Genomic DNA, 19,271 nt, shown 5'->3' with positions numbered 1-19,271 from the left:
GCCACGGGTTGTTGAGCTCCTTAAATGCGCGGTAATCGATCAGAACGAGTAACCGATCTGCGCGAGCAGTTGCGGGTTTTCCTGGCGCGTATCGCTCTGCGCTTCGCCGCCGGAGTGACGCCAGGCGACTGTTGCGTCGAAGGAGAGTTGGCCGTATTGAGCGCGCAGGCCCACACCGCCGCCGGAGATGCTGCGGGTGTTTTCCTCATCGGCCCACTCGTTGTGGTTGATGCGCACCTTGCCGGCGTCCCAGAACAGGTAGGGCGTGAGCTTGTCGATTGGGTAACGAAGCTCGATCTGGGTCAGCATGCCTTCGTCGCCCGAACCTTCGCTTTGCGGATAAGCCCGTACGCCATCGATGCCGCCGAGGCTGAAGTCCTCGGAGGAGTCGAGGTTGTCGTTGCTCCACTGGCCGAGGAAACGGGCGAAGAGCGTGAAGTTGGCCGGCAGCGCTTGCAGACGGGCGAGGTCGACGTTCACTTTGCTGAAGTTGCCCTCGGTCTGGGCGGTCTGGCGGTCGCCCTCGCGCAGGGCCGAATCCAGTTTCAGGTCACCGAAGGTCAGCGTCGCGCCGCCGTAGGTGATGCCGCCGCCCAATACCGTGTCCCTCACGTCAAATTGCAAACTGATGGGCAGCGTGTTGCTGCTTTTTTCAAAACTGAGGCCCAGCACTTCGTACTTATCCTCGAGCTCCTTGTGCTGGTACTGCCCAGCCAACATGAGGTTCGCCTGGTTGCTGCGCAGGAGCGGGTAGCTCAAGCCGATGCTGCTGACCTCAGCGGTACCGGTGGCCCCCAGGTCGGCGAATTCCGCGCCCAGGTCATAGGCGCTCTGGGCATAACCCACGTTGCCACGCAGGCCAGAGGTGCCCAATGGCATCGAGTAGCCGAGGCTGCCGAAATACAAGTCTTCATCGGTGGCCATCACCGCGGCGCTGAGCCGGTCGCCCAGCATCAGCGGGCTGTTCCAGTCGCCTTGTACCGTCAGGCGATTGCGCCCCGAATAACGATTGCCATGGTTGTCCAGGGTGGCCTTGCCCTCGAAGGCCTCGGTCTTGCTCACTTTGGCATCGAGATCGCCCGTGCCGAGTGCCTCACCTGGCCGGATCACCGGACGAACAGCCACCCCCGGCAAGTCCGAAAGCACCAATATGCTGCGCTCCAGCCGATCACGCTCGATCACGTCGCCCGGTTGCAGGTCACCCAGGAACGGCTGCGCCTGCGCGGCCAGTTTCGCATCGTCGTTGGTGGCGGTGACTTTCCCATAACGGCCTTCGATCACCGCGATGGTCAGTTCCCCGTTGGCCATGCGTTGGGCCGGCAAATAGGCACGTGCGAACGGGTAACCCTGCTCACGGTAATAAAGCGTGACCTGCCGGGCCACTTCCCGCAGCTCGTCCAGGTCATGGGCTCGACCGATAGCCGGGGCGACGACACGCTGCAGGCTGGCCTCGTCGATGCGCGTGTTGTCGGTGAAATGGACGGCGTTGAGCTGGACCTTGGCGCCGCCGACTTTTTCCTGCTCCGGTAGCGGTGCTTCCACATCCAGGCGAATGCTTTGCGGCAATTCCTGCTGCGGAATCGGCAGTTCCTGGAGGATACGGCCGGCGTCGGGAATCGGGCGTGCCGGCAGGGTCGCCGCCCAAGCCGGGGAAGTGGACAACAACGCCAGACCAGCCGCGCAGGACATCAGTTTGTTATGCATGGAATCAATCTCGAATAATTCGGGTTGCCTGAGCCCTTGGCCACGTCCGGGGACGTGGCCAAGGGTTCCTTCAAATGAAAAGGTGGATGTCAGGGATCAGGGACGCATGGCCAGGCCCGGCAAGCGCACGCCGCCGCGCACGACGAACACGGTCTGCGGCGGGTAGGCCGCACAGGCGCCGCCTTCGGATACGCCGCCATCGGCGCAGACGTTCCCGGCCAGTTCCCGCTCGCTGGCGGTGTCCTCGGCCTGGGCAGCCGAATCGCTGTCGCCTTGCGCCAGGGCGTTGCCCGCGCCGTCGCCCGCATTCCCGTTGGCACGCGTGCCGCCCTGGTCCACCAGCAACAGGCCGCCGTCATCGACTCCGCGATCTGACCAGTCGACCGGTTTCGCCTGGGACGGGTTGAGCTCCGGTGCATGGGGCGAACTCACCTCTGCGCCGACGCGTGTCGCATCGGCGACGCTCTGCCGGACGGCGTCATAATCAATCGACGGCGTCACGGTGAGATTGGCGTTGGCCGGACTGCTCACGATCAGGTAACCGAGGTCAGCCAGCCCGCCGATGTTGATCAGGTGCGAACCCGGGCCTTGAGTGCCGACCGAATACAGAGGGTTGCCGAGCATCGGCTTGGTGTCGCCGTTCCACAGGCCGTTGGCGTCATAACCGGCGATACCGCCGCCGTTGAACGTGGTCTGGCCATCGAACACCTTGGTCTGGGTGGTCGCGCCGTTGGTGGACACCACCAGGACGGGCTGCTCGCGGTAAACGGCATGAACGCCCGTGTTGCCCAGGGCCCTGCCGAAATTGCTCTGTTGCTCGTCACTGTTGTAGCGGAAATTGCCGCTGCCACTGCCGACCACATCCACCACACCGGTACTGCCAGCGAGACTGCCGGTGTAGATCACCGCCCGGCCGCCGGCGCCGGTCGACACCGTCACGCCCGCGTCGGCCTTCACGTCACCGCCCGCAGCCACGCCCGCCGAAGCGGATTGACCGGCGTTGAGCACGATCGCATCGGCGGCATTGCTGGTGGTGCTGACGTTCTCGGCCAGGGTGATGTTGCCGGTGGTCGTCACGACCTGGACTTTGCCGGTGTTGCCGATACCGACGATCTGATCCAGCCGGGTACCGTCCAGTGCCGTCTCGGTCAGCCTGCCGACGGTGACGTCGGCCCGATTGACGAAGCTGACATCCTTCGCTCGGCTGGCGATATCGCCGACCCAGTTGCTGGCGTTGCGCAGATCGAAATTCCCGCCCTTGAGCGCCAGGCCATCGGCGGTGATATTGCCGTTGGCATCCTGGGTGGTCTTGCCGCTGATGTTCAGGAACACATTGCCGCTGGTAGCCAGGGCTTCGTTGATCGCCAAGTCACCTTGAGTACCGATGCTGACGTCCCCGGTGTTATTCACACCAGTGGTGACCTTGACCACGTTGCCGTTGCCGTCGGTTTCGGTCAGCGTGCCGACTTTCAGGTTGCCGGTGTTGTTGAAGGCGACCTTGCCCGCCTCGCTGGCGATATCACCCACCACGTTGCCGTTGTTGCGCAACTCGAAGTCGCCGCCATTGAGGGCCAGGCCGTCGGCGGTGATATTGCCGTTGCCATCCTGGGTGGTCTTGCCGTCGACATTGAGGAACACATTGCCGCTGGTGGCCAGCCCTTCGTTGATCGCCAAGTCACCTTGGGTGCCGATGCTGACGTCACCAGTGTTATTCACACCAGTGGTGACCTTGATCACATTGCCGTTGCCGTCGGTTTCGGTCAGCGTGCCGACTTTCAGGTTGCCGGTGTTGTTAAAGGCGACCTTGCCCGCCTCGCTGGCGATGTCACCCACCACGTTGCCACGGTTGCGCAACTCGAAGTCGCCACCGTTGAGGGCCAGGCCGTCGGCGGTGATGTTGCCGTTGGCATCCTGGGTGGTCTTGCCATCGACATTGAGGAACACATTGCCGCTGGTGGCCAGCCCTTCGTTGATCGCCAAGTCACCTTGAGTACCGATGCTGACGTCACCAGTGTTATTCACACCAGTGGTGACCTTGACCACGTTGCCGCTGCCATCGGTTTCGGTCAGCGTGCCGACTTTCAGGTTGCCGGTGTTGTTGAAGGCGACCTTGCCCGCGTCACTGGCGATGTCGCCCACCACGTTACCGTTGTTGCGCAACTCGAAGTCGCCACCGTTGAGGGCCAGGCCGTCGGCGGTGATGTTGCCGTTGGCGTCCTGGGTGGTCTTGCCGCCGATGTTCAGGAACACATTGCCGCGGGTGGCCAGTGCCTCGTTGATCGCCAAGTCACCTTGGGTGCCGATGCTGACGTCGCCAGTGTTATTCACCCCGGTGATGACCTTCACCACATTGCCGTTGCCGTCGGTTTCAGTCAGCGTGCCGACCTTCAGGTTACCGGTGTTGTTGAAAGCGACCTTGCCCGCCTCGCTGGCGATGTCACCCACCACGTTGCCATTGTTGCGCAACTCGAAGTCGCCACCGTTGAGGGCCAGGCCGTCGGCGGTGATGTTGCCGTTGCCATCCTGGGTGGTCTTGCCGTCGACATTGAGGAACACGTTGCCGCTGGTGGCCAGTCCTTCGTTGATCGCCAAGTCACCTTGGGTACCGATGCTGACGTCGCCGGTGTTATTCACACCAGTGGTGACTTTCACCACGTTGCCGTTGCCATCGGTTTCGGTCAGCGTGCCGACCTTCAGATTGCCGGTGTTGTTGAAGGCGACCTTGCCCGCCTCGCTGGCGATGTCGCCCACCACGTTGCCATTGTTGCGCAACTCGAAGTCGCCACCGTTGAGGGCCAGGCCGTCGGCGGTGATGTTGCCGTTGCCATCCTGGGTGGTCTTGCCATCGACATTGAGGAACACATTGCCGCTGGTGGCCAGTCCTTCGTTGATCGCCAAGTTACCTTGGGTGCCGATGCTCACATCGCCGGTGTTGTTCACCCCGGTGATGGTTGTCTGCGTGCCGTCGGCATGGGTCGCGGTCAGCGAACCCACCTTGAGGTCTGCGCTGTTGTTGAATTGGACCTTGCCCGCCGCGCTGGCGATGTCGCCAATCACGTTGCCGGTGTTGCCCAGCGCGTAATTGCCGCCCAGCAGCACCAGGCCGCTGGCATCCAGCTTGGCCCCGGCGTCGCCGGACTGGGTAGTGTTGCCCGCCACTTCCAAGGTGATGATGTCGTCGGCACGGGTCTGGCCCTGGCTGGCATCGTCTCGAGGACCGTTTTCTATGGTGATGCCTTTTACCAACGTCAGGTCGTGATCGGTTTTCAGGGTGACCGCCTCATCGGAGGTAATCCCCACGGTACCGTCCACGGTGCCCACCGTCAGGTTGCCATTGCCGGCAAATGCCAGGCTGCCGACATCGGCGGCAATGACACCCACGTCATGCCCGCCCTTGCCCAGTTGGAAGTCACCTTCGCCACGCAAGGCCAATTCGTCTGCGGTAATGGTCGCGTCAGTTCCCTGAGTCGCACCTTTGCCCGCGTCGACGCTCAGCGTCAGTCCCTTGCCGGTGGTGCCGTCTTCGTCGGTGCCTTCGGGATCCTTGAGCATCAGATCGCCCAGCAAATCCAGGACGCCGTTGGCGACCAGGGCCAGATCGTCCTTGAACGTCGCGCCTTCATCGTCGACGGTGATGTTGCGCGTCTTGTCGTTGCCGATGACGACCTTGTCGAAGCCATCCTGGATGTTGGCCAGGTCAGCGTCGGACAGCACCAACGGATCGTTAGGCCCGGTCACCTCCGGGTCGTCGCTGCCACCCAGGTGGATGTCCAGGCCATCGGTCTTCTGCTGCAGGGTGAGACTGCCACTACCGGAAACGCTCGCGGCGAGATCGATTTCGTCGGCGGTCAGGCTCGTATCGCCCTGGGTGAGCAGGGCCTGGCCGACCGTGAGCTTGTCCGCGACAAGGTTCAGGTCACCGGTCTGGGTCATGCCGGCGACCGGCACGCCTTGCGGGTTTGTCGGGGTCTGGCTATCGGGAATGGTTACAACGCCGACGGTCAGGTCATCGACATCGGCAAAGCTGACCGTGCCGGTGTCGCTGGAGATGGTGTTGACGTCGTTGGCCGCGTTGTCGAGATCATGGGTAGCGCCGTCACCCAGCAACACCAGGCCATCGGCGACAAGGGCACCACCGGCGGTCTGGTCGACCTTGCCACCGTTGCTCTGCAACACCAGGACGGGGGCCGGCTTGGTGTCATCGTTACCAGTGCCCGGGGCGTCGGCCACGGTCAATTGGTCATTGATATGGATATTGCCGGTGCCGGCATTGAGGACGAGGTTGTCGTTGATGCGGGTCGCTTCGATGATGTTGATGTCACCGGTCATGTCTGCGCCGCCGATGTTGACGGAGGTGAACCCGTCGCCCAGTGCGCCGATGTCGGTGCCGGTCAGTTCCAACGAACCGGGGGCATCGCCCGTGCTGCCGCCCACTGCGATGTCTTTGCTCGGCGTGTTGGTCTCAAGGGTGATGTTCCCATTGCCGGTGACACTGCCGACGCCGCCGTTGAAGTTGATGTCGTCCGCCTTGATGGCCAGGTTGTTGTCGGTGCTGTTGAGGCTGCCATTGAACGTAATGGAACTGCCTTGCAGGCCCTTGCTGCCCGAGGTGTCGGTCTTGATGTTGTCAACGTACAGCGAGCCACCGACCTGCTTGCCGGCGGTCTGGTCGAAACTGCCCGAGACGAAGACGAATTTGTACGTGCCGGCCTTGTCCGCCGTAGCCGTGTGGCTTTGCCAGTTCACCGCCCCCGTGCCGTTACCCGTTTCATTCAGGATGATCTGGTATTCGCCGGTATTGACGTTCAACAGGTAGCCGAAGACATCGTAGGTATCGCCGCCCGCGACCGGTTTGTAATCGAAGCTGACCTTTTCCCCGGCGGCCAGGGAGACCGTGCCCTCGCTCACGACCGAAGGGCCACGCATGATGCAGCCGGCGGGGGCGTTGAGGCAGTTGGAGGTATTCTCGGTCCCCAGCAGCAGCGCGGCGCCGCCATCCTCGCCTTGGCCAACGGCAGCGACCGGAGTGAGGGGTTTGTAATTCATGTCGCCCTGGTCGCCAGGGGAAACGCTCGGCGCATTGCCGTTCGTTGGCGAGGTCGTCGGCAACGTCGGATCATTCGGCGAGACCACGCCATCCACCACGGTGACGCCCGTGAAGAACTGGTCGATGGACGTCTTCCAACCGACCAGGCCATTTTCGAAGTCGGCGTTCAGGAATTGTGAAGTGCCCAGCTCAACCGCACCGGTGTAGACCTGCTCGCCGCGGGTGAAGACTTTTGCGCCGTTGATAAACGTCTTGCCGGTGCCACTGGTGGTCGCATACAGGGCGCCCAGCGCGCTGTTACCGCCGACCATGTCGCTGAAGATGATCGAGCCAGAACCGGCATCGACGCGCAGTTGGCGGTTGTTGGCCACCGCATCGGAGTCCACCACGCCGGCAAATACGACATTTCCGCCGTTGCTCTTCAAACTGACGTCGGTGTTGAGCGCGATTTTGCCGTTGAGAATCAACGCCAGGCTGTTGCCATTGCCTGCGCCGCTGGCGTCGATGTCACCGTTGAGGAAGATATTGCCGAAGACATAACGGCCTGTTGCGCCGTCGTCGTGTCCCGACTGCAACGTCAGCGTCCGGTCACCGCTGACGCTCTGCGGTGTGTAGTCGCCGTTCCAGTGAATGGTATTGTCGGCCTTGATTGCCACATCGGTGCCGCCGGCCAGGGCGGTGTCGATCGCGTCGAAACCGACCGTGGCGGCTTGGCCGTTGGCGCCGCCCGTCAGCCCTCCATTACCCGGCCCCACGGTGACACTGTCCGGGTCGAGCAACCACAAGCCACCCTTGCCGTTCTTGGCCGAAGCATCGGCGGCTTTGCTCACCGCCAACTTGGCACCGCTGGTCTCGATCTTGCCGCCGTCGCCGCCCTTGGCACCGCCGGTGGCTTTCAGCGTGCCATCCACCCGCGTCACGCTGCCCGGCTTCTTGGTATCCGACCAGGCCACCACGGTACCGCCCTTGCCGTTGTCGGTCGCCGATGCATCGAGCACGGCACCGGCGGCGATGGTGGTCTGGCTGGCCTGTTTGATCGCCGGGTCCTTGCCTTGCCAGCTACCGCCCACATAAATGTCGCCGCCGCCCTTGGCGCCGGTGGCGTCGAGCTCAGCGCCGCCGTTGATCGCGACACGCTCACCGGTCACGACAATCTTGCCGCCCTTACCGGTATCGGAGGACACATCGATTCGCCCGGCGACTTGCACACCGCCCTGATCCCCCATCAGCGTCACCACGCCGTTTTCACCGATATCCAGGGAACGGGCTTCGATCAAACCGGTGTTGTTGATCACCGTGCTCGCCAGGGTTTCCGCCGCACGGGCGGTCAGCAGGATCCGGCCGGCATCGGCACGAATGGCGCCGCCGTTTTCGATCAGCGCTTGAAGCGCACCTTCTTTCACTTCCAACTGTACCGGCCCGCCCAGATCGAGCGTCACGACACTGCCGGCGCCCAGCAGCACATTACCCTTGTTCGCGGTGATGTTGCCTTCGTTGACGATTTTTGCGGCGATCAGGGCAATGGTGCCGCCTTGCGCGGCATTGATGTTGCCCTGGTTGACCACCGAGGCGGCGCTGGTGCCACTGAAACGGTAGTTGCCCGCGAGGAAGTCTTCCGTGGTCATGTTGAGCGTGGACGCGACCAGGCCGCCTACATCAACCTGAGCACTGGGTGTGAACAGGACGCCGTTGGGGTTGACCAGGAACACCTGGCCGTTGGCTTTCAGCGCGCCCTGAATCACCGATACATCCGAGCCCAACACACGGTTCAATGCGACAGACGCCGCGCCCGGCTGGACGAACTGGACGGTGTTGCCTTTGCCGATGGAGAAGCTTTGCCAGTCAATCGCGAGCTTATCGCTGCCCTGATGAATGGCCATGTTGTTGCCGTTCTGATGAATGCTGCCGTTACCCGCCACGATGTTGCCGCCGGAAGGCAACGCCCCCGCCGCGGCGACCGAGGCGAAGACACTGCCGCCTACGCCGATGACGAGACTGAGCGATGTACGGCTTTTGTCTTTGCCGTGACTCTTGACCAACTCGGATGCTACCTGCCACGCGCCCATCACGGCATTCCAGACGACTCGGTAAACTCTATTCATTTTTGTTCACTCATCCTTAATACGACGGGTCGTGCCATGACGACCAGGCGGTTCGCGTCGACAAATCAATGGAAAACCGCATCCGGACGGATGACGGCTTGAAAATCCCACAATGCTCCTCGCCATCATCTCTGCGGCTTGCCGATCGCGCTTTTGCTTGAGCGCCCGCGGCTTTTGATTGAAGGGATCGAATGAACTTTTTTCACGATGGGTGGGTAACGTGCATCGGGTGGAGGCTGGTCGCCTTCGTGGGCGAGCTATGCTGGAACGCTCCCATTTCGACCGGAAGTTCGGCAGCGTTCGATTGTTCCTCACACTCGGCGTGGGAATGCCGCCAGGGACGCTCCGCGTTCCGCTTCCGGTGGCGACGCAGAGCGTCACGGGATGCATTCCCAGCAGAGCGTGGGAACGATCGGATGGTGGGGGGTGATTGTCCATTTCGGTAGGGGTGCGGCTAAGATGACGCGCAGGGAAATCACAAGGAAGACAGGCGTGATGCAAGCGCAATTCGATCCGTTGGTTCATATCGATTGGAAAACACCGGGCGGCGACCTGCTCGGGCTGTTGCAGCATTACTATCCCGATATCGGTGTGTTTGCCGGTCCGGGGTTCGAGGCGTTGTTGGATGAGCTGTCCAACGAGATGCCCGAGGTCTGTTTCGAGGCACTGGCGCCGGTGTTGGCGGGCCAGGGTTATGACTTGTGGAACCTGGACGCCGGTGGCGATGATTATCGGCCGGTGATTGTCCCGGTCGCTCAACGCGAGGCGTTTGCCCGGCATTGGCAGGGCCAGCGCGGCGAGCCGAGGTTCACCGCGAGTTTGATCGAGCCGCCCAAGCCTGCCGCCGTCGAACGCAAACCGGCCAAAGCCAAGCGCGGCAAGGTGAAGTGGCTGCAGGAAGTCCATGACTATCCCGGCGCCACCTATGTGCATGAATACAACTACCGCAACGGTTGGGCCGCCATTACCGAGCAGGACGAAGACCAGTGGCTGTGCTTTCTGATCGATTACAACCAGTGGCCGCCCATCGAGCAGGACATGCTCGAACAGCGGACCGATGGCGTGGACGGCGCGGACTTGCAGCTCATCGATGCCGACGCCCGGCGCAGCCTGTGGAAACGTCAGGTCATACGCGGCGATTACAGTGCGGACGACCGCTACCAATACGAAATTCGTCACGACGATGAGATCGCGGCGTTCGGGCCTGCCGGGGTGCAGTGGCCGGAATTTGAACAGCCCTGCGTGGTGGTGGGCTCGGAGATATTCGAACGTCAGCGCATCTACGAACCCGAGCATTTGACGCGGATCTGGCGGATCACCGCCGACAGCAGCGAGGTGATTTTCGAGCACGCGGATGAACTGACGATCCTGCCCGTCGGCCCGCGCCGCTTGCTGTTCATGCAGCACAACGGGCCGTTGTGCTGGATCTGGAATCAGGACGCTCCCCAGCAAACCATCGCCGCCAAACCAATGCCCGTCGAGGCTTATAAACTCAGGGCGGCAAGCGCGTATCTAGGGGGCGATGAAATTTTGCTGTTCAGCGAAGGCGCGCGGCAGAACGTCGAGCATTCGGGGTATCAGGAGACGGTGCTGTTGGCGTGGCGCTTCAACTTCGTGACCGGCGCTTCGACGAAGGCGCTGTTGGACGGTTTCGGCAGTGAGCTGCGCCAGGACACGCGCCTGCTGGTCACGCAGCCCAAGCAGGTCATTACGTTGCGCACCTTTCATGGGCAGCTTCATGTTGCCCGGGGGCATGGGGATTGGTGGGTGTGGAACTACAGCGCCAATACGTTTGGTACACACACCCTGGCCTGGTTTTGGAATCAGGACAGCCATGAGGTGGTGAAGCTGTCTTCCAAGGACATCCCGCGTATCAAACCGGATGTTCGTTATGTGCCGGCGCAGGATCGGTACCTGGCGTTCGAGACGGCGTTCGTGGCGAGGTTGCCGGCGTTCAGTGAGATGGTTGAGGCCAAGGGGGGCGAGGTTTTGGTTTTTGAGTGAGGGACCTTTCCGCGCTCAGAAACACCGCAGCAGGTTGCCCCGCGCGGTGTTCGAAAGTATGAGTCACTGTGGCGAGGGAGCTTGCTCCCGCTCGGCTGCGCAGCAGTCGTAAAACCTGCCGGCGCCGTTTTTCCTGATGCACCGTGGTGGATGGCCTTGGGGCTGCTGCGCAGCCCAGCGGGAGCAAGCTCCCTCGCCACGGGGTTCGCGGTGATTTCGAAGAGTCAGACCCGCAGCAACCCACGAAAGCCCCGCGCCGCGTAGTACGACTGCACGCCATTGTGGTAGATGAACACCCGGCCATAACGGTAGTCGCCAAAAATCGCCCCGTCGAGCGAGCGAAGCTCTGGAGGGGTTGCCAGCCAACTGGATGTCTTGGCATCAAACTCGCCGAGCGTTTGCAGGGCTCGGTACTGCTCTTCCGTCAGCAGGGCGATGCCCATTTCTTCGGCCATTTCGACGGCACTGCCTTTGGGCTTGTTCTCCTTGCGTGCGTCCAGGGCGGCGCGGTCGTAGCAGAGGCTTCGGCGACCGGTCGGGCTTTCTTTGGCGCAATCGCAGAAGGTGACAACACCGGTTTTCGGATCGAGGCCGATCACGTCTGGCTCGCCGCCGGTGGCGTCCATGGCTTGGAGGGACGCCAGGGCATTGGGGTTGTTTTCGAGCCGGTTCTGGACGTCGGCCCAAGGGATGTCTGGGTGACGACTCAGGTTTTGTTCGAAGCGGGTTTTCAGGGTTTGGATGAGGTTGTCTAGTTCTTGTTTTTTCATGGTATGGAAGTCCGTGGGTGATCGGTTGCCGATTCCGCGCCTGGTTCAAGAATACCTAGGATAGACATACGGCAGATTTCCCACAGACATGGTCGCTCCCACAGGGGGTCAGGCGTTGAACTGCTTGATCCAATCAAGGCCTGCCACGGTAAAGCCAGTGGGACGGTATTCACAGCCGATCCAGCCTTGGTAGCCGCGCCGCTCCAGGTCTGCGAACAAGGCCGCAAAATCCATATTCCCCGTCCCCGGTTCATGACGCCCCGGGCAGTCGGCAATTTGCACATGGACGGTTCGGTCATAGAAGCGAGCCAGGACATCCGCCGCGTCCCCGGTCAGCCGTTGGGCGTGGTAAAGATCGAGGATCAGCCCGACACTCGGGAACGTCTCCAACACCTGTTGTGCCTTGCTGAAGTCGGACATGTAGTAGTCCGGCATTTCCTGCACGCAGATGACTTCGATCAGCGGCCGCAAACCCTGGTCCTCAAGGTATTTGACGGCGTACTCCAGGTTGCGCTCATAGATAAGCGCGGCGTCTTCCTGGACCGTAACGCCCGACATGATGTGGACATCCGAACACGCCAGCGCCTTCGCATAGCGAGCCGCCTGGAGCAAGCCGCTGCGAAACGCCTCTTCCTGGCCGTGCAAGGCTGCGATGCCTTTGGTCACGCCAGCCGGTGCGGCGAACTGGATCAACGGCAGGTTATGTTGAGTCAGATGATCGGCTAGAAGACTGGCGTCGAACTCATAGGGTGACGGGAATTCCACCGCGCGAAAGCCCGCAGCGGCGGCAGCTTCGATGCGTTGTAGAAAAGGCACTTCATTGAATTGAAAACCGAGGTGAGCGTTGAACTTGGGCATTGGGTAAATCATCCATCCTGGGAAGAAACGAAATCATCCGTTTAGAACAACTTGCGCAGCGCCAGCACGGCACTGTCGGGCGTGGTCAATACTGGCAGGCCGGAGCGAGCCCCGGCCTGTTCGGCAGCACTGGTCATCGAAAACTGGGCGAAACAGATCAGGTCGCAGCCCTCGACCCGGGTGGCCATTTCCACAATGGCAGCATCGTGAGCTTGTGAGTTGCCGTCTTTCAACGCCTGCAATGCCCCCGGAACGAAATAAGGCACCACTTCCACCGCGCGACCACTGCGCTCTGCCGCTTGCTTGAACTCGGGCATCATCGAAGTAATGGTGGGTTCGAACGTTGCCAGCACAGCAATGCGCGATGCCTGGCTCAGCGCCTGGTCGATCATGGCTTCGTTCGGCTTGAGCACGGGAATGGCCACCTCGGGTTTAACCAGGTCGATGGCATCGCCAAACGCCGAGCAAGTAAACAGAATGGCATCCGCCGCGCTTTGTACGGCGTAGTGGGACAGCGCCAGGAAGCGCGCTTTCATGCTCGTGGTCAATTCGCCCTCTTCCACCCGGTCCTGGGGTAGCGAGTCCTCGAGCAGATTGATGATCCGTGCCTGCGGCCAATGCCGGGCAAAAGCCGCCGTGATGGGCTCGATCGCCAATGGGGTCGCGTGGATCATAAAAATGCGTGGAGCCTTCATGCTTATGCCATTCTCCAGATCATGTTTTTTGCACGGTATCAGAAGGCCCGATAGCGTGTGGAATTCCTGTGGCAATAAACAATGCGGCACTGAGCACATGAGGCCCGTATGAAGAACTTCACGATTCAACGTATCGACCACATCGTCCTGCGCGTAAAAGACCTCGAGCGCAGCCTCGCTTTCTATACGTCGGTGCTTGGTTGCGAGCTCAAGAAGCGCCGGGACGATCTTGGCATGCTTCATCTGGGCACCGGTGTTTCGATGATTGACCTGGTTGCCGTCGACGGGCCTCTCGGTCGCCAGGGTGGGCCGGCAGCGGGAAAGCAGGGGCACAATGTCGATCACCTCTGCCTGCGGATCGAGCCGTTTGATGAACCAGCCCTCCTCGCGCATTTGGCGTCAGCTGGCCTGACCGTTGAGAAAGCGCAGATGCGCTATGGCGCGGAAGGCAAGGGCTGGTCGATCTACTGCTTCGATCCGGATGGCAACCAGATCGAGTTGAAGGGCCCGGCGCTGGAGCCCTGAGCTTCAACTGGCAGGCAATCCCCTGTGCGGGCTTGCTCGCGAAGCGGTCTATCTGGATCGGTGATGTTGACTGTGCCGGCGTCATCGCGAGCAAGCTCGCTCCCACAGGAGGTCGGTGGTGGACGCAGTAGTGGCACTTCAGTAGCATTCACCCACTTTATCGATCCTTCAAGGATGCCTCATGCTCGCCCTGCCTCGCCGTCTTGTCCCGTCGCCAGCATTGTTCGCGTTATTCGTATTGCTCGGCGGTTGCAGCGTCAATGGCAGTTACCCCGATGCCATCGAACCGGACGCCGCCAAGTTGCGGTTCGTCGCCAATACCAGCAACGCCACGCTGGACTATTTCGACGCGGCCCATTGCGACGGGCAAACCACTGGCATCCTCAATAATATGCTGCTGAGCGATACCGCGCGGAGGGTGGGGATGAGCGTTCCGGCGCCCAAGGATGCCAGGGGTTACTTGGAGGTCAAGCTCAAGCCGGGTGAGCAGATTCACCTGCGCACCAACATGAACAGCGGTTATGCCGTGTGCGGCAAGGGCTTCAACTTTACGCCCGAGGCCAATGCCGAATACGAGGTAACGTTCAAGTCCGAGAAGAACTTTTGCCAGACTCAGTTGCAACGCTTGCAACGGGTCGATGGCAAGGACGTGCGTACGCCGATCCTGATCTTGAAGAAAGACTTCCCCGCCTGCGCCGGACGCAATCCGCTGTTTCCCAAGACCTACCCGGACACGCCCCATCGCCTGGAACTGATGAACCGGGTCATCGACAAAAGCCTGGTCGTCACCGTAAAGACCGATCCAGCCAAGGAAAAAATCGAAAGTTATTCGCCAGAGAAACTGGACACCTTGATCAGCGAACGCAAGGCCAAGCTCGGCTTCGAGCTGCCGGCTGACTACTGGACGCAGTACCGGGAAAACCTGAAGACGTTTGGCGATGACATGGCGCAGAAAAAGGCGCGCTCGATGGAACGCTTCAAGGAGGAATACCAGGTGCGCCTGCGGCAGTTGAAGGATGAGCAATTGGAACAGTGGGCGTTACCCAAGACCGCCAACGCCAAGCCGGAGAAAGCCGAGATCGATCTGGACGTCGCGATGATGGTTGAGTATTTCCGCATCGGCAATGGCGTGACCGTCGAAGCCGTGGATCATCATTTGGAAAGAATGGCGCAGATGGATGAGCGTTATGGGGTATGTGCACGGTTTGCGGAGTGCTGGAAGCGCAACTAGCAGGAACACTTTACCCGGGATATTTCCAAGCGAAGAGGGTCATGAGGCACTCCGCTTGGCGCTTCACGATGAGCCCAACGATTTCCTCGGCCCCGTCGGCAACATCCGTGCGAGCCAGGCGCTCAAGGGGATGTACAAGCCCACCGAGATCGAGATCTGATGTCGGAGCGCCCCAGGTTCGCTTGCTGGGGGCTCATTTCACTCGACCGCGGCTGCGCGCAGCATTGGCCGCGCGTTCCAACGCTTGGCTGAAGACCCGCTGCTGGTCGTCGTCGAATTGTGACAGGAACAATTCGTCCACCGCCCCTTCGTAGATTTTCCACATCTTCTTGCGCAGCGCTTTTCCGCTCTCGGTAATGGCGGCATACGCGCCTCGACCGTCATCGCTGGCGCGGCTGCGGGTGACCAGGCCTTCCGCCTCCAGGCGGTCCACCAGGCGGGTGAGGTTGTAGCGTTCGATGGCCATGACATCGGCCAGCTCGCTCATGCGGCGTGCGCCGTCCGGGCCGCTTTCCAGGCCCCATAACGCGTCGTACCAGGCGTAGGCAGGCAGCCCGGCGGCCGCCAGTCGGCGCTCGATTTCGCGGATCAGGCACCGGTGGGCCCTGACGAATCTGAACCAGGTATCCGGCTCGCTGGAAGACATGCAGCACCTTTCTTAGAAATCGATTTAGTTGCAATTGTAGCGCGCGGCAGGCTAAGTTCTCGCACGTAGTTGCATTTGCAACTACAAAACTCTCGAAGGTTGGCGTCGACCCACGCCCCTTAGTCAAGCACCAAACGACTCGGTGCTGCAGCACTGTCCAGGAGACGACAACGATGGCACAACAATCCATGTTTCTCGACGAGGATCCACAAGAGACTCGCGAATGGCTCGAATCCATTGAATCGGTGGCGAGTGTCGAAGGGCGCCCTCGCGCCCACTACCTGATCGATCAGATGCTTGATTTCGACGCCAACCGCCACGGTGATTTCTACGGTCGCGTAACGACGCCCTACGTCAACACGATCCCGGTAGACCGCCAGCAGCCTTACCCCGGCGACCTGGCCGTGGAGCGCCGGATCAACGCCTACATTCGCTGGAACGCGCTGGCCATGGTGCTGCGCGCCGGCAAACATTCGAACGTGGGCGGGCACATCGCGTCTTACGCGTCGGCGGCGGTTTTGTATGACGTTGGCTTCGAGCATTTTTTCCGTGGCCGCACCGAGCAGTTCGCCGGTGACATGGTGTACATCCAGGGCCACTCCTCTCCTGGCATCTACGCACGCGCCTATCTGGAAGGCCGCCTGAGCGAGGATCAGCTGGATAACTTTCGTCGCGAGACCGATCGTGATGGCGTCTCGTCCTATCCGCATCCACGGCTGATGCCGGACTTCTGGCAGTTCCCGACGGTGTCCATGGGGCTGGGGCCCATCACGGCCGCGTACCAGGCGCGGTTCATGCGCTACCTGGAAGATCGCGGCCTGAAGGAACACCAGGGCCGCAAAGTCTGGGCGTTCCTCGGTGACGGTGAAATGGACCAGCCGGAATCGCTGGCGGCGATCTCCCTGGCGGGCCGGGAGAAGCTCGACAACATCATCTTTGTCGTCAACTGCAACCTGCAACGCCTGGACGGCCCGGTGCGTGGCAACAGCAAGGTGATCCAGGAGTTCGAGAGCCTGTACCGGGCGGCTGGCTGGAATGTGATCAAGGTGATCTGGGGCAGCGGCTGGGATGCCCTGCTGGAAAAGGACAAGAACGGCCTGCTGCGCCAGCGGATGATGGAATGCGTGGACGGCGACTATCAGAACTACAAATCCCAGAACGGCGCCTATGTGCGCGAGCACTTCTTTGGAAAGTACCCCGAGCTGTTGGAACTGGTCAGCGACCTGAGCGATGACGAGATCTGGAAGCTGTCTCGCGGCGGCCACGACCCGGAGAAAGTCCATAACGCCTATGCCGCCGCCATGCGCCATACCGGCGGGCCGACCGTCATCCTGGCCAAGACCGTGAAGGGTTTCGGCATGGGCGAAGCCGGTGAAGGCCAGAATATCAATCACCAACTCAAGAAAATGGGCGACGACGCGGTCAAGGCGTTCCGTGATCGGTTCGGACTGGAACTCACCGATGACCAGCTGGGCGACATGCCTTACCTCAAGCCGGCTGCGGACAGCGTCGAGGCCCTTTACCTGCAAGCCAGGCGCAACCAATTGGGCGGCTACATCCCGGCCCGTTTCAATGCCGTGGTGCCCTTGCAGGTTCCACCCTTGTCGGCCTTGGACACACAGCTCAAAGGCACCGGCGAACGGGCCATCTCCACCACCATGGCGTTCGTGCGCATTCTCGGCACGCTGCTCAAGGACCCGAACATCGGCAAGCTGATCGTGCCCATCGTCCCGGACGAATCACGTACCTTCGGCATGGAAAGCCTGTTCCGCCAGATCGGTATTCATTCCCACGTCGGCCAGCTGTATACGCCTCAAGACGCCGGCCAGTTGAGCTATTACAAAGAAGCCCGGGACGGCCAGATCATGCAGGAGGGACTGAACGAGTCCGGCGGGATTTCTTCGTGGATCGCCGCCAGTACGTCCTACAGCACCCACGGCGTGATGACGGTGCCCTTCTACATCTTTTATTCGATGTTTGGCTTCCAACGCGTCGGCGACCTCGCCTGGGCGGCAGGTGACGCGCGCGCCCGCGGCTTTCTGCTCGGCGCCACCTCCGGCAGGACCACGCTGATGGGCGAAGGCCTGCAACATGACGACGGTCACAGCCATGTGCTGTCGTCGACCATCCCATGCTGCGTGTCCTATGACCCGACCTATGCGTATGAACTGGCCGTGATCATCCAGGACGGCATGCGGCGGATGTATGCCGAAAACGAAGACATCTTTTATTACATCACCGTGCTGAACGAAAACTACGCCCATCCCGCGATGCCCGAAGGCGTAGAGCACGGCATCCTCAAGGGCATGTACCGGCTCTCGGCGCCTGAAAAAACTGTCGAAGGCAAGCACGTCCAGCTGATGGGCTGTGGTTCGATTCTTCAGGAAGTGGTCGCGGCAGCTCAGTTGCTGGAACAGGACTTCGGCGTCAGCAGCGAAGTCTGGAGCGTGACCAGCCTGACCGAACTGCGCCGCGACGGTCAGGAAGCCGAACGCTGGAACCTGCTGCACCCAGAGCATGCGCCGCGTATCGGTTATGTGGAAAGTTGCCTGCAGGACAAACAGGGCCCGGTGGTGGTCGCGACTGACTACATGAAGATATTCGCCGACCAGATTCGCCCGTTCGTACCCAATCGCCGCTTCGTGGCCCTCGGCACCGACGGTTTCGGCCAGTCGGATACCCGCGAGTCGCTGCGCAGATTTTTCGAAGTGGATCGGCACTTCATCGCCCTCGCGGCGTTGAAGGCCCTGGCCGACGACGGAAAAATACCTCGGGAAAAAGTAGCCGAGGCGATCAGGCTTTACGGCATTGATCCGCAAAAGCAGAACCCTGCAAAGGTGTGAACCTGAGCCTAGCAGCGGCGCCCCCTCAGGGCGCCGCTGCAACTGGTGGACGTGTTATTACGTCGCTGACTCAACCACACCTCGAACCCGCTGCAGCATATTGATCAAGTGCAAGCGCATCGACGCCCGTGCCGCTTCGGCATCACGCCGCGCCAACGCCGCATAGATCTGCTCGCGCTCTCGAACCAGCAACGCTCGGTTCTCGTCCGTCACCACAGGCCCGGCCTGTTGCACCACCGCGATCAAGGTGTTGCCCACATGCGCCATGGCATCGATAAAGAAGCTGTTGTCGGTGCACTGGACGATCTGCAAATGGAATTCGAAATCGACCCGGGCGCTTTCGTCATCCGTTGCCTCAAGCGCATTCGCCGCGTCGAGTACTTCGCGCATGGCCTGCAACTGTTCCGGCGTGGCCCGTTGTGCGGCGATGCCGGCGGCTTCCACTTCCAGGCTCAGGCGCAGTTCGATCACGGCCAGCGCGTCGTAGGCGCCACCCTTGACGTGTTTGCTGCCTTGGAAATCACCGGGGCGGGCGGTGTCGACCACGAAGGTGCCGATGCCGTGGCGGGTCTCCACCAAACCTTCGGCCTGAAGCCGCGACATGGCTTCGCGGACCACGGTCCGACTGACGCCACGGTCCTTGATGATGACCTGTTCGGTGGGTAACTTGCTGCCCGCGGGCAGTTCGCCGGCCAGTATCTGCTGCGTCAGGTCGACCACCAGTTGCTGGGTCATGCTCAGGCGTCGATCGGGTGTGACACGGTCCATTGCACCTATCCATTAAAGCCAGACGATCGCGCATTATAGCCGCGACCTCGCGGCAAAACGCACTATAATGCCCGCTGA

The 19,271-nt window shown here is 61.3% G+C and carries 11 protein-coding genes; 4 read left to right on the top strand and 7 right to left on the bottom strand.

Annotated features, from left to right (window positions below; all coding sequences use genetic code 11):
* Positions 1-39: 39 nt before the first annotated feature.
* Positions 40-1,704, bottom strand: a complete 1,665-nt coding sequence (locus tag BLU76_RS28310; RefSeq protein WP_218190253.1) for a ShlB/FhaC/HecB family hemolysin secretion/activation protein — start codon at positions 1,702-1,704, stop codon at positions 40-42.
* 96 nt (positions 1,705-1,800) lie between these two features.
* Positions 1,801-8,853 carry a two-partner secretion domain-containing protein gene (locus tag BLU76_RS28305; RefSeq protein WP_092225394.1) on the bottom strand — a complete coding sequence of 2,351 codons (7,053 nt, stop codon included), beginning with the start codon at positions 8,851-8,853 and terminating at the stop codon, positions 1,801-1,803.
* A gap of 495 nt (positions 8,854-9,348) precedes the next feature.
* Between BLU76_RS28305 and BLU76_RS28300 the strand changes: the two genes are divergently transcribed.
* A complete protein-coding gene (locus tag BLU76_RS28300) occupies positions 9,349-10,857 on the top strand; it encodes a hypothetical protein (protein WP_092225392.1) in 1,509 nt (502 codons plus the stop codon).
* Positions 10,858-11,081: 224 nt separating this feature from the next.
* On the opposite strand, the gene BLU76_RS28295 is transcribed toward BLU76_RS28300, so the two are convergent.
* The 3 genes from BLU76_RS28295 to BLU76_RS28285 all read right to left on the bottom strand — a co-directional run bounded on the left by BLU76_RS28295 (position 11,082) and on the right by BLU76_RS28285 (position 13,180).
* Positions 11,082-11,627 carry a DUF4256 domain-containing protein gene (locus BLU76_RS28295; RefSeq protein ID WP_092148974.1) on the bottom strand — a complete coding sequence of 182 codons (546 nt, stop codon included), beginning with the start codon at positions 11,625-11,627 and terminating at the stop codon, positions 11,082-11,084.
* Positions 11,628-11,735: 108 nt separating this feature from the next.
* Positions 11,736-12,485: a hydroxypyruvate isomerase family protein gene (locus BLU76_RS28290; protein WP_092225390.1), complete on the bottom strand. Its 750-nt coding sequence runs from the start codon at positions 12,483-12,485 to the stop codon at positions 11,736-11,738.
* A gap of 41 nt (positions 12,486-12,526) precedes the next feature.
* Positions 12,527-13,180 (bottom strand): arylsulfatase, encoded by a 654-nt coding sequence (locus tag BLU76_RS28285; RefSeq protein ID WP_092148979.1) that lies wholly within the window; start codon positions 13,178-13,180, stop codon positions 12,527-12,529.
* 108 nt (positions 13,181-13,288) lie between these two features.
* Between BLU76_RS28285 and BLU76_RS28280 the strand changes: the two genes are divergently transcribed.
* Positions 13,289-13,705 carry a VOC family protein gene (locus BLU76_RS28280; protein ID WP_072410941.1) on the top strand — a complete coding sequence of 139 codons (417 nt, stop codon included), beginning with the start codon at positions 13,289-13,291 and terminating at the stop codon, positions 13,703-13,705.
* A 181-nt stretch (positions 13,706-13,886) separates the two neighbouring features.
* Positions 13,887-14,936, top strand: a complete 1,050-nt coding sequence (locus BLU76_RS28275) for a hypothetical protein (protein ID WP_092225388.1) — start codon at positions 13,887-13,889, stop codon at positions 14,934-14,936.
* A gap of 193 nt (positions 14,937-15,129) precedes the next feature.
* Here the strand turns inward: BLU76_RS28275 and BLU76_RS28270 are convergent, their stop codons facing one another.
* Entirely contained in the window at positions 15,130-15,582 is a 453-nt protein-coding gene (locus tag BLU76_RS28270; RefSeq protein WP_092225386.1) for a MarR family winged helix-turn-helix transcriptional regulator, read from the bottom strand.
* A 173-nt stretch (positions 15,583-15,755) separates the two neighbouring features.
* Here BLU76_RS28270 and aceE point away from each other — a divergent pair, with 173 nt between their 5' ends.
* The gene (aceE, locus tag BLU76_RS28265; protein ID WP_092225384.1) at positions 15,756-18,425 is read left to right on the top strand and encodes a pyruvate dehydrogenase (acetyl-transferring), homodimeric type; all 2,670 of its coding nucleotides are present in this window, start codon (positions 15,756-15,758) and stop codon (positions 18,423-18,425) included.
* Between the two features lie 57 nt (positions 18,426-18,482).
* Here aceE and BLU76_RS28260 read toward each other — a convergent pair whose 3' ends face one another.
* Positions 18,483-19,193, bottom strand: coding sequence for a FadR/GntR family transcriptional regulator (locus BLU76_RS28260; protein WP_092225382.1), 711 nt, complete (start codon positions 19,191-19,193; stop codon positions 18,483-18,485).
* Positions 19,194-19,271: the final 78 nt, after the last annotated feature.

The sequence above is a fragment of the Pseudomonas sp. NFACC08-1 genome, assembly GCF_900106735.1.
In the GTDB taxonomy this organism is placed as follows: domain Bacteria; phylum Pseudomonadota; class Gammaproteobacteria; order Pseudomonadales; family Pseudomonadaceae; genus Aquipseudomonas; species Aquipseudomonas fluorescens_Q.
The sequence above is the reverse complement of the archived record's forward strand: the minus strand, read 5'-3'. Positions and strand labels throughout refer to the sequence as shown.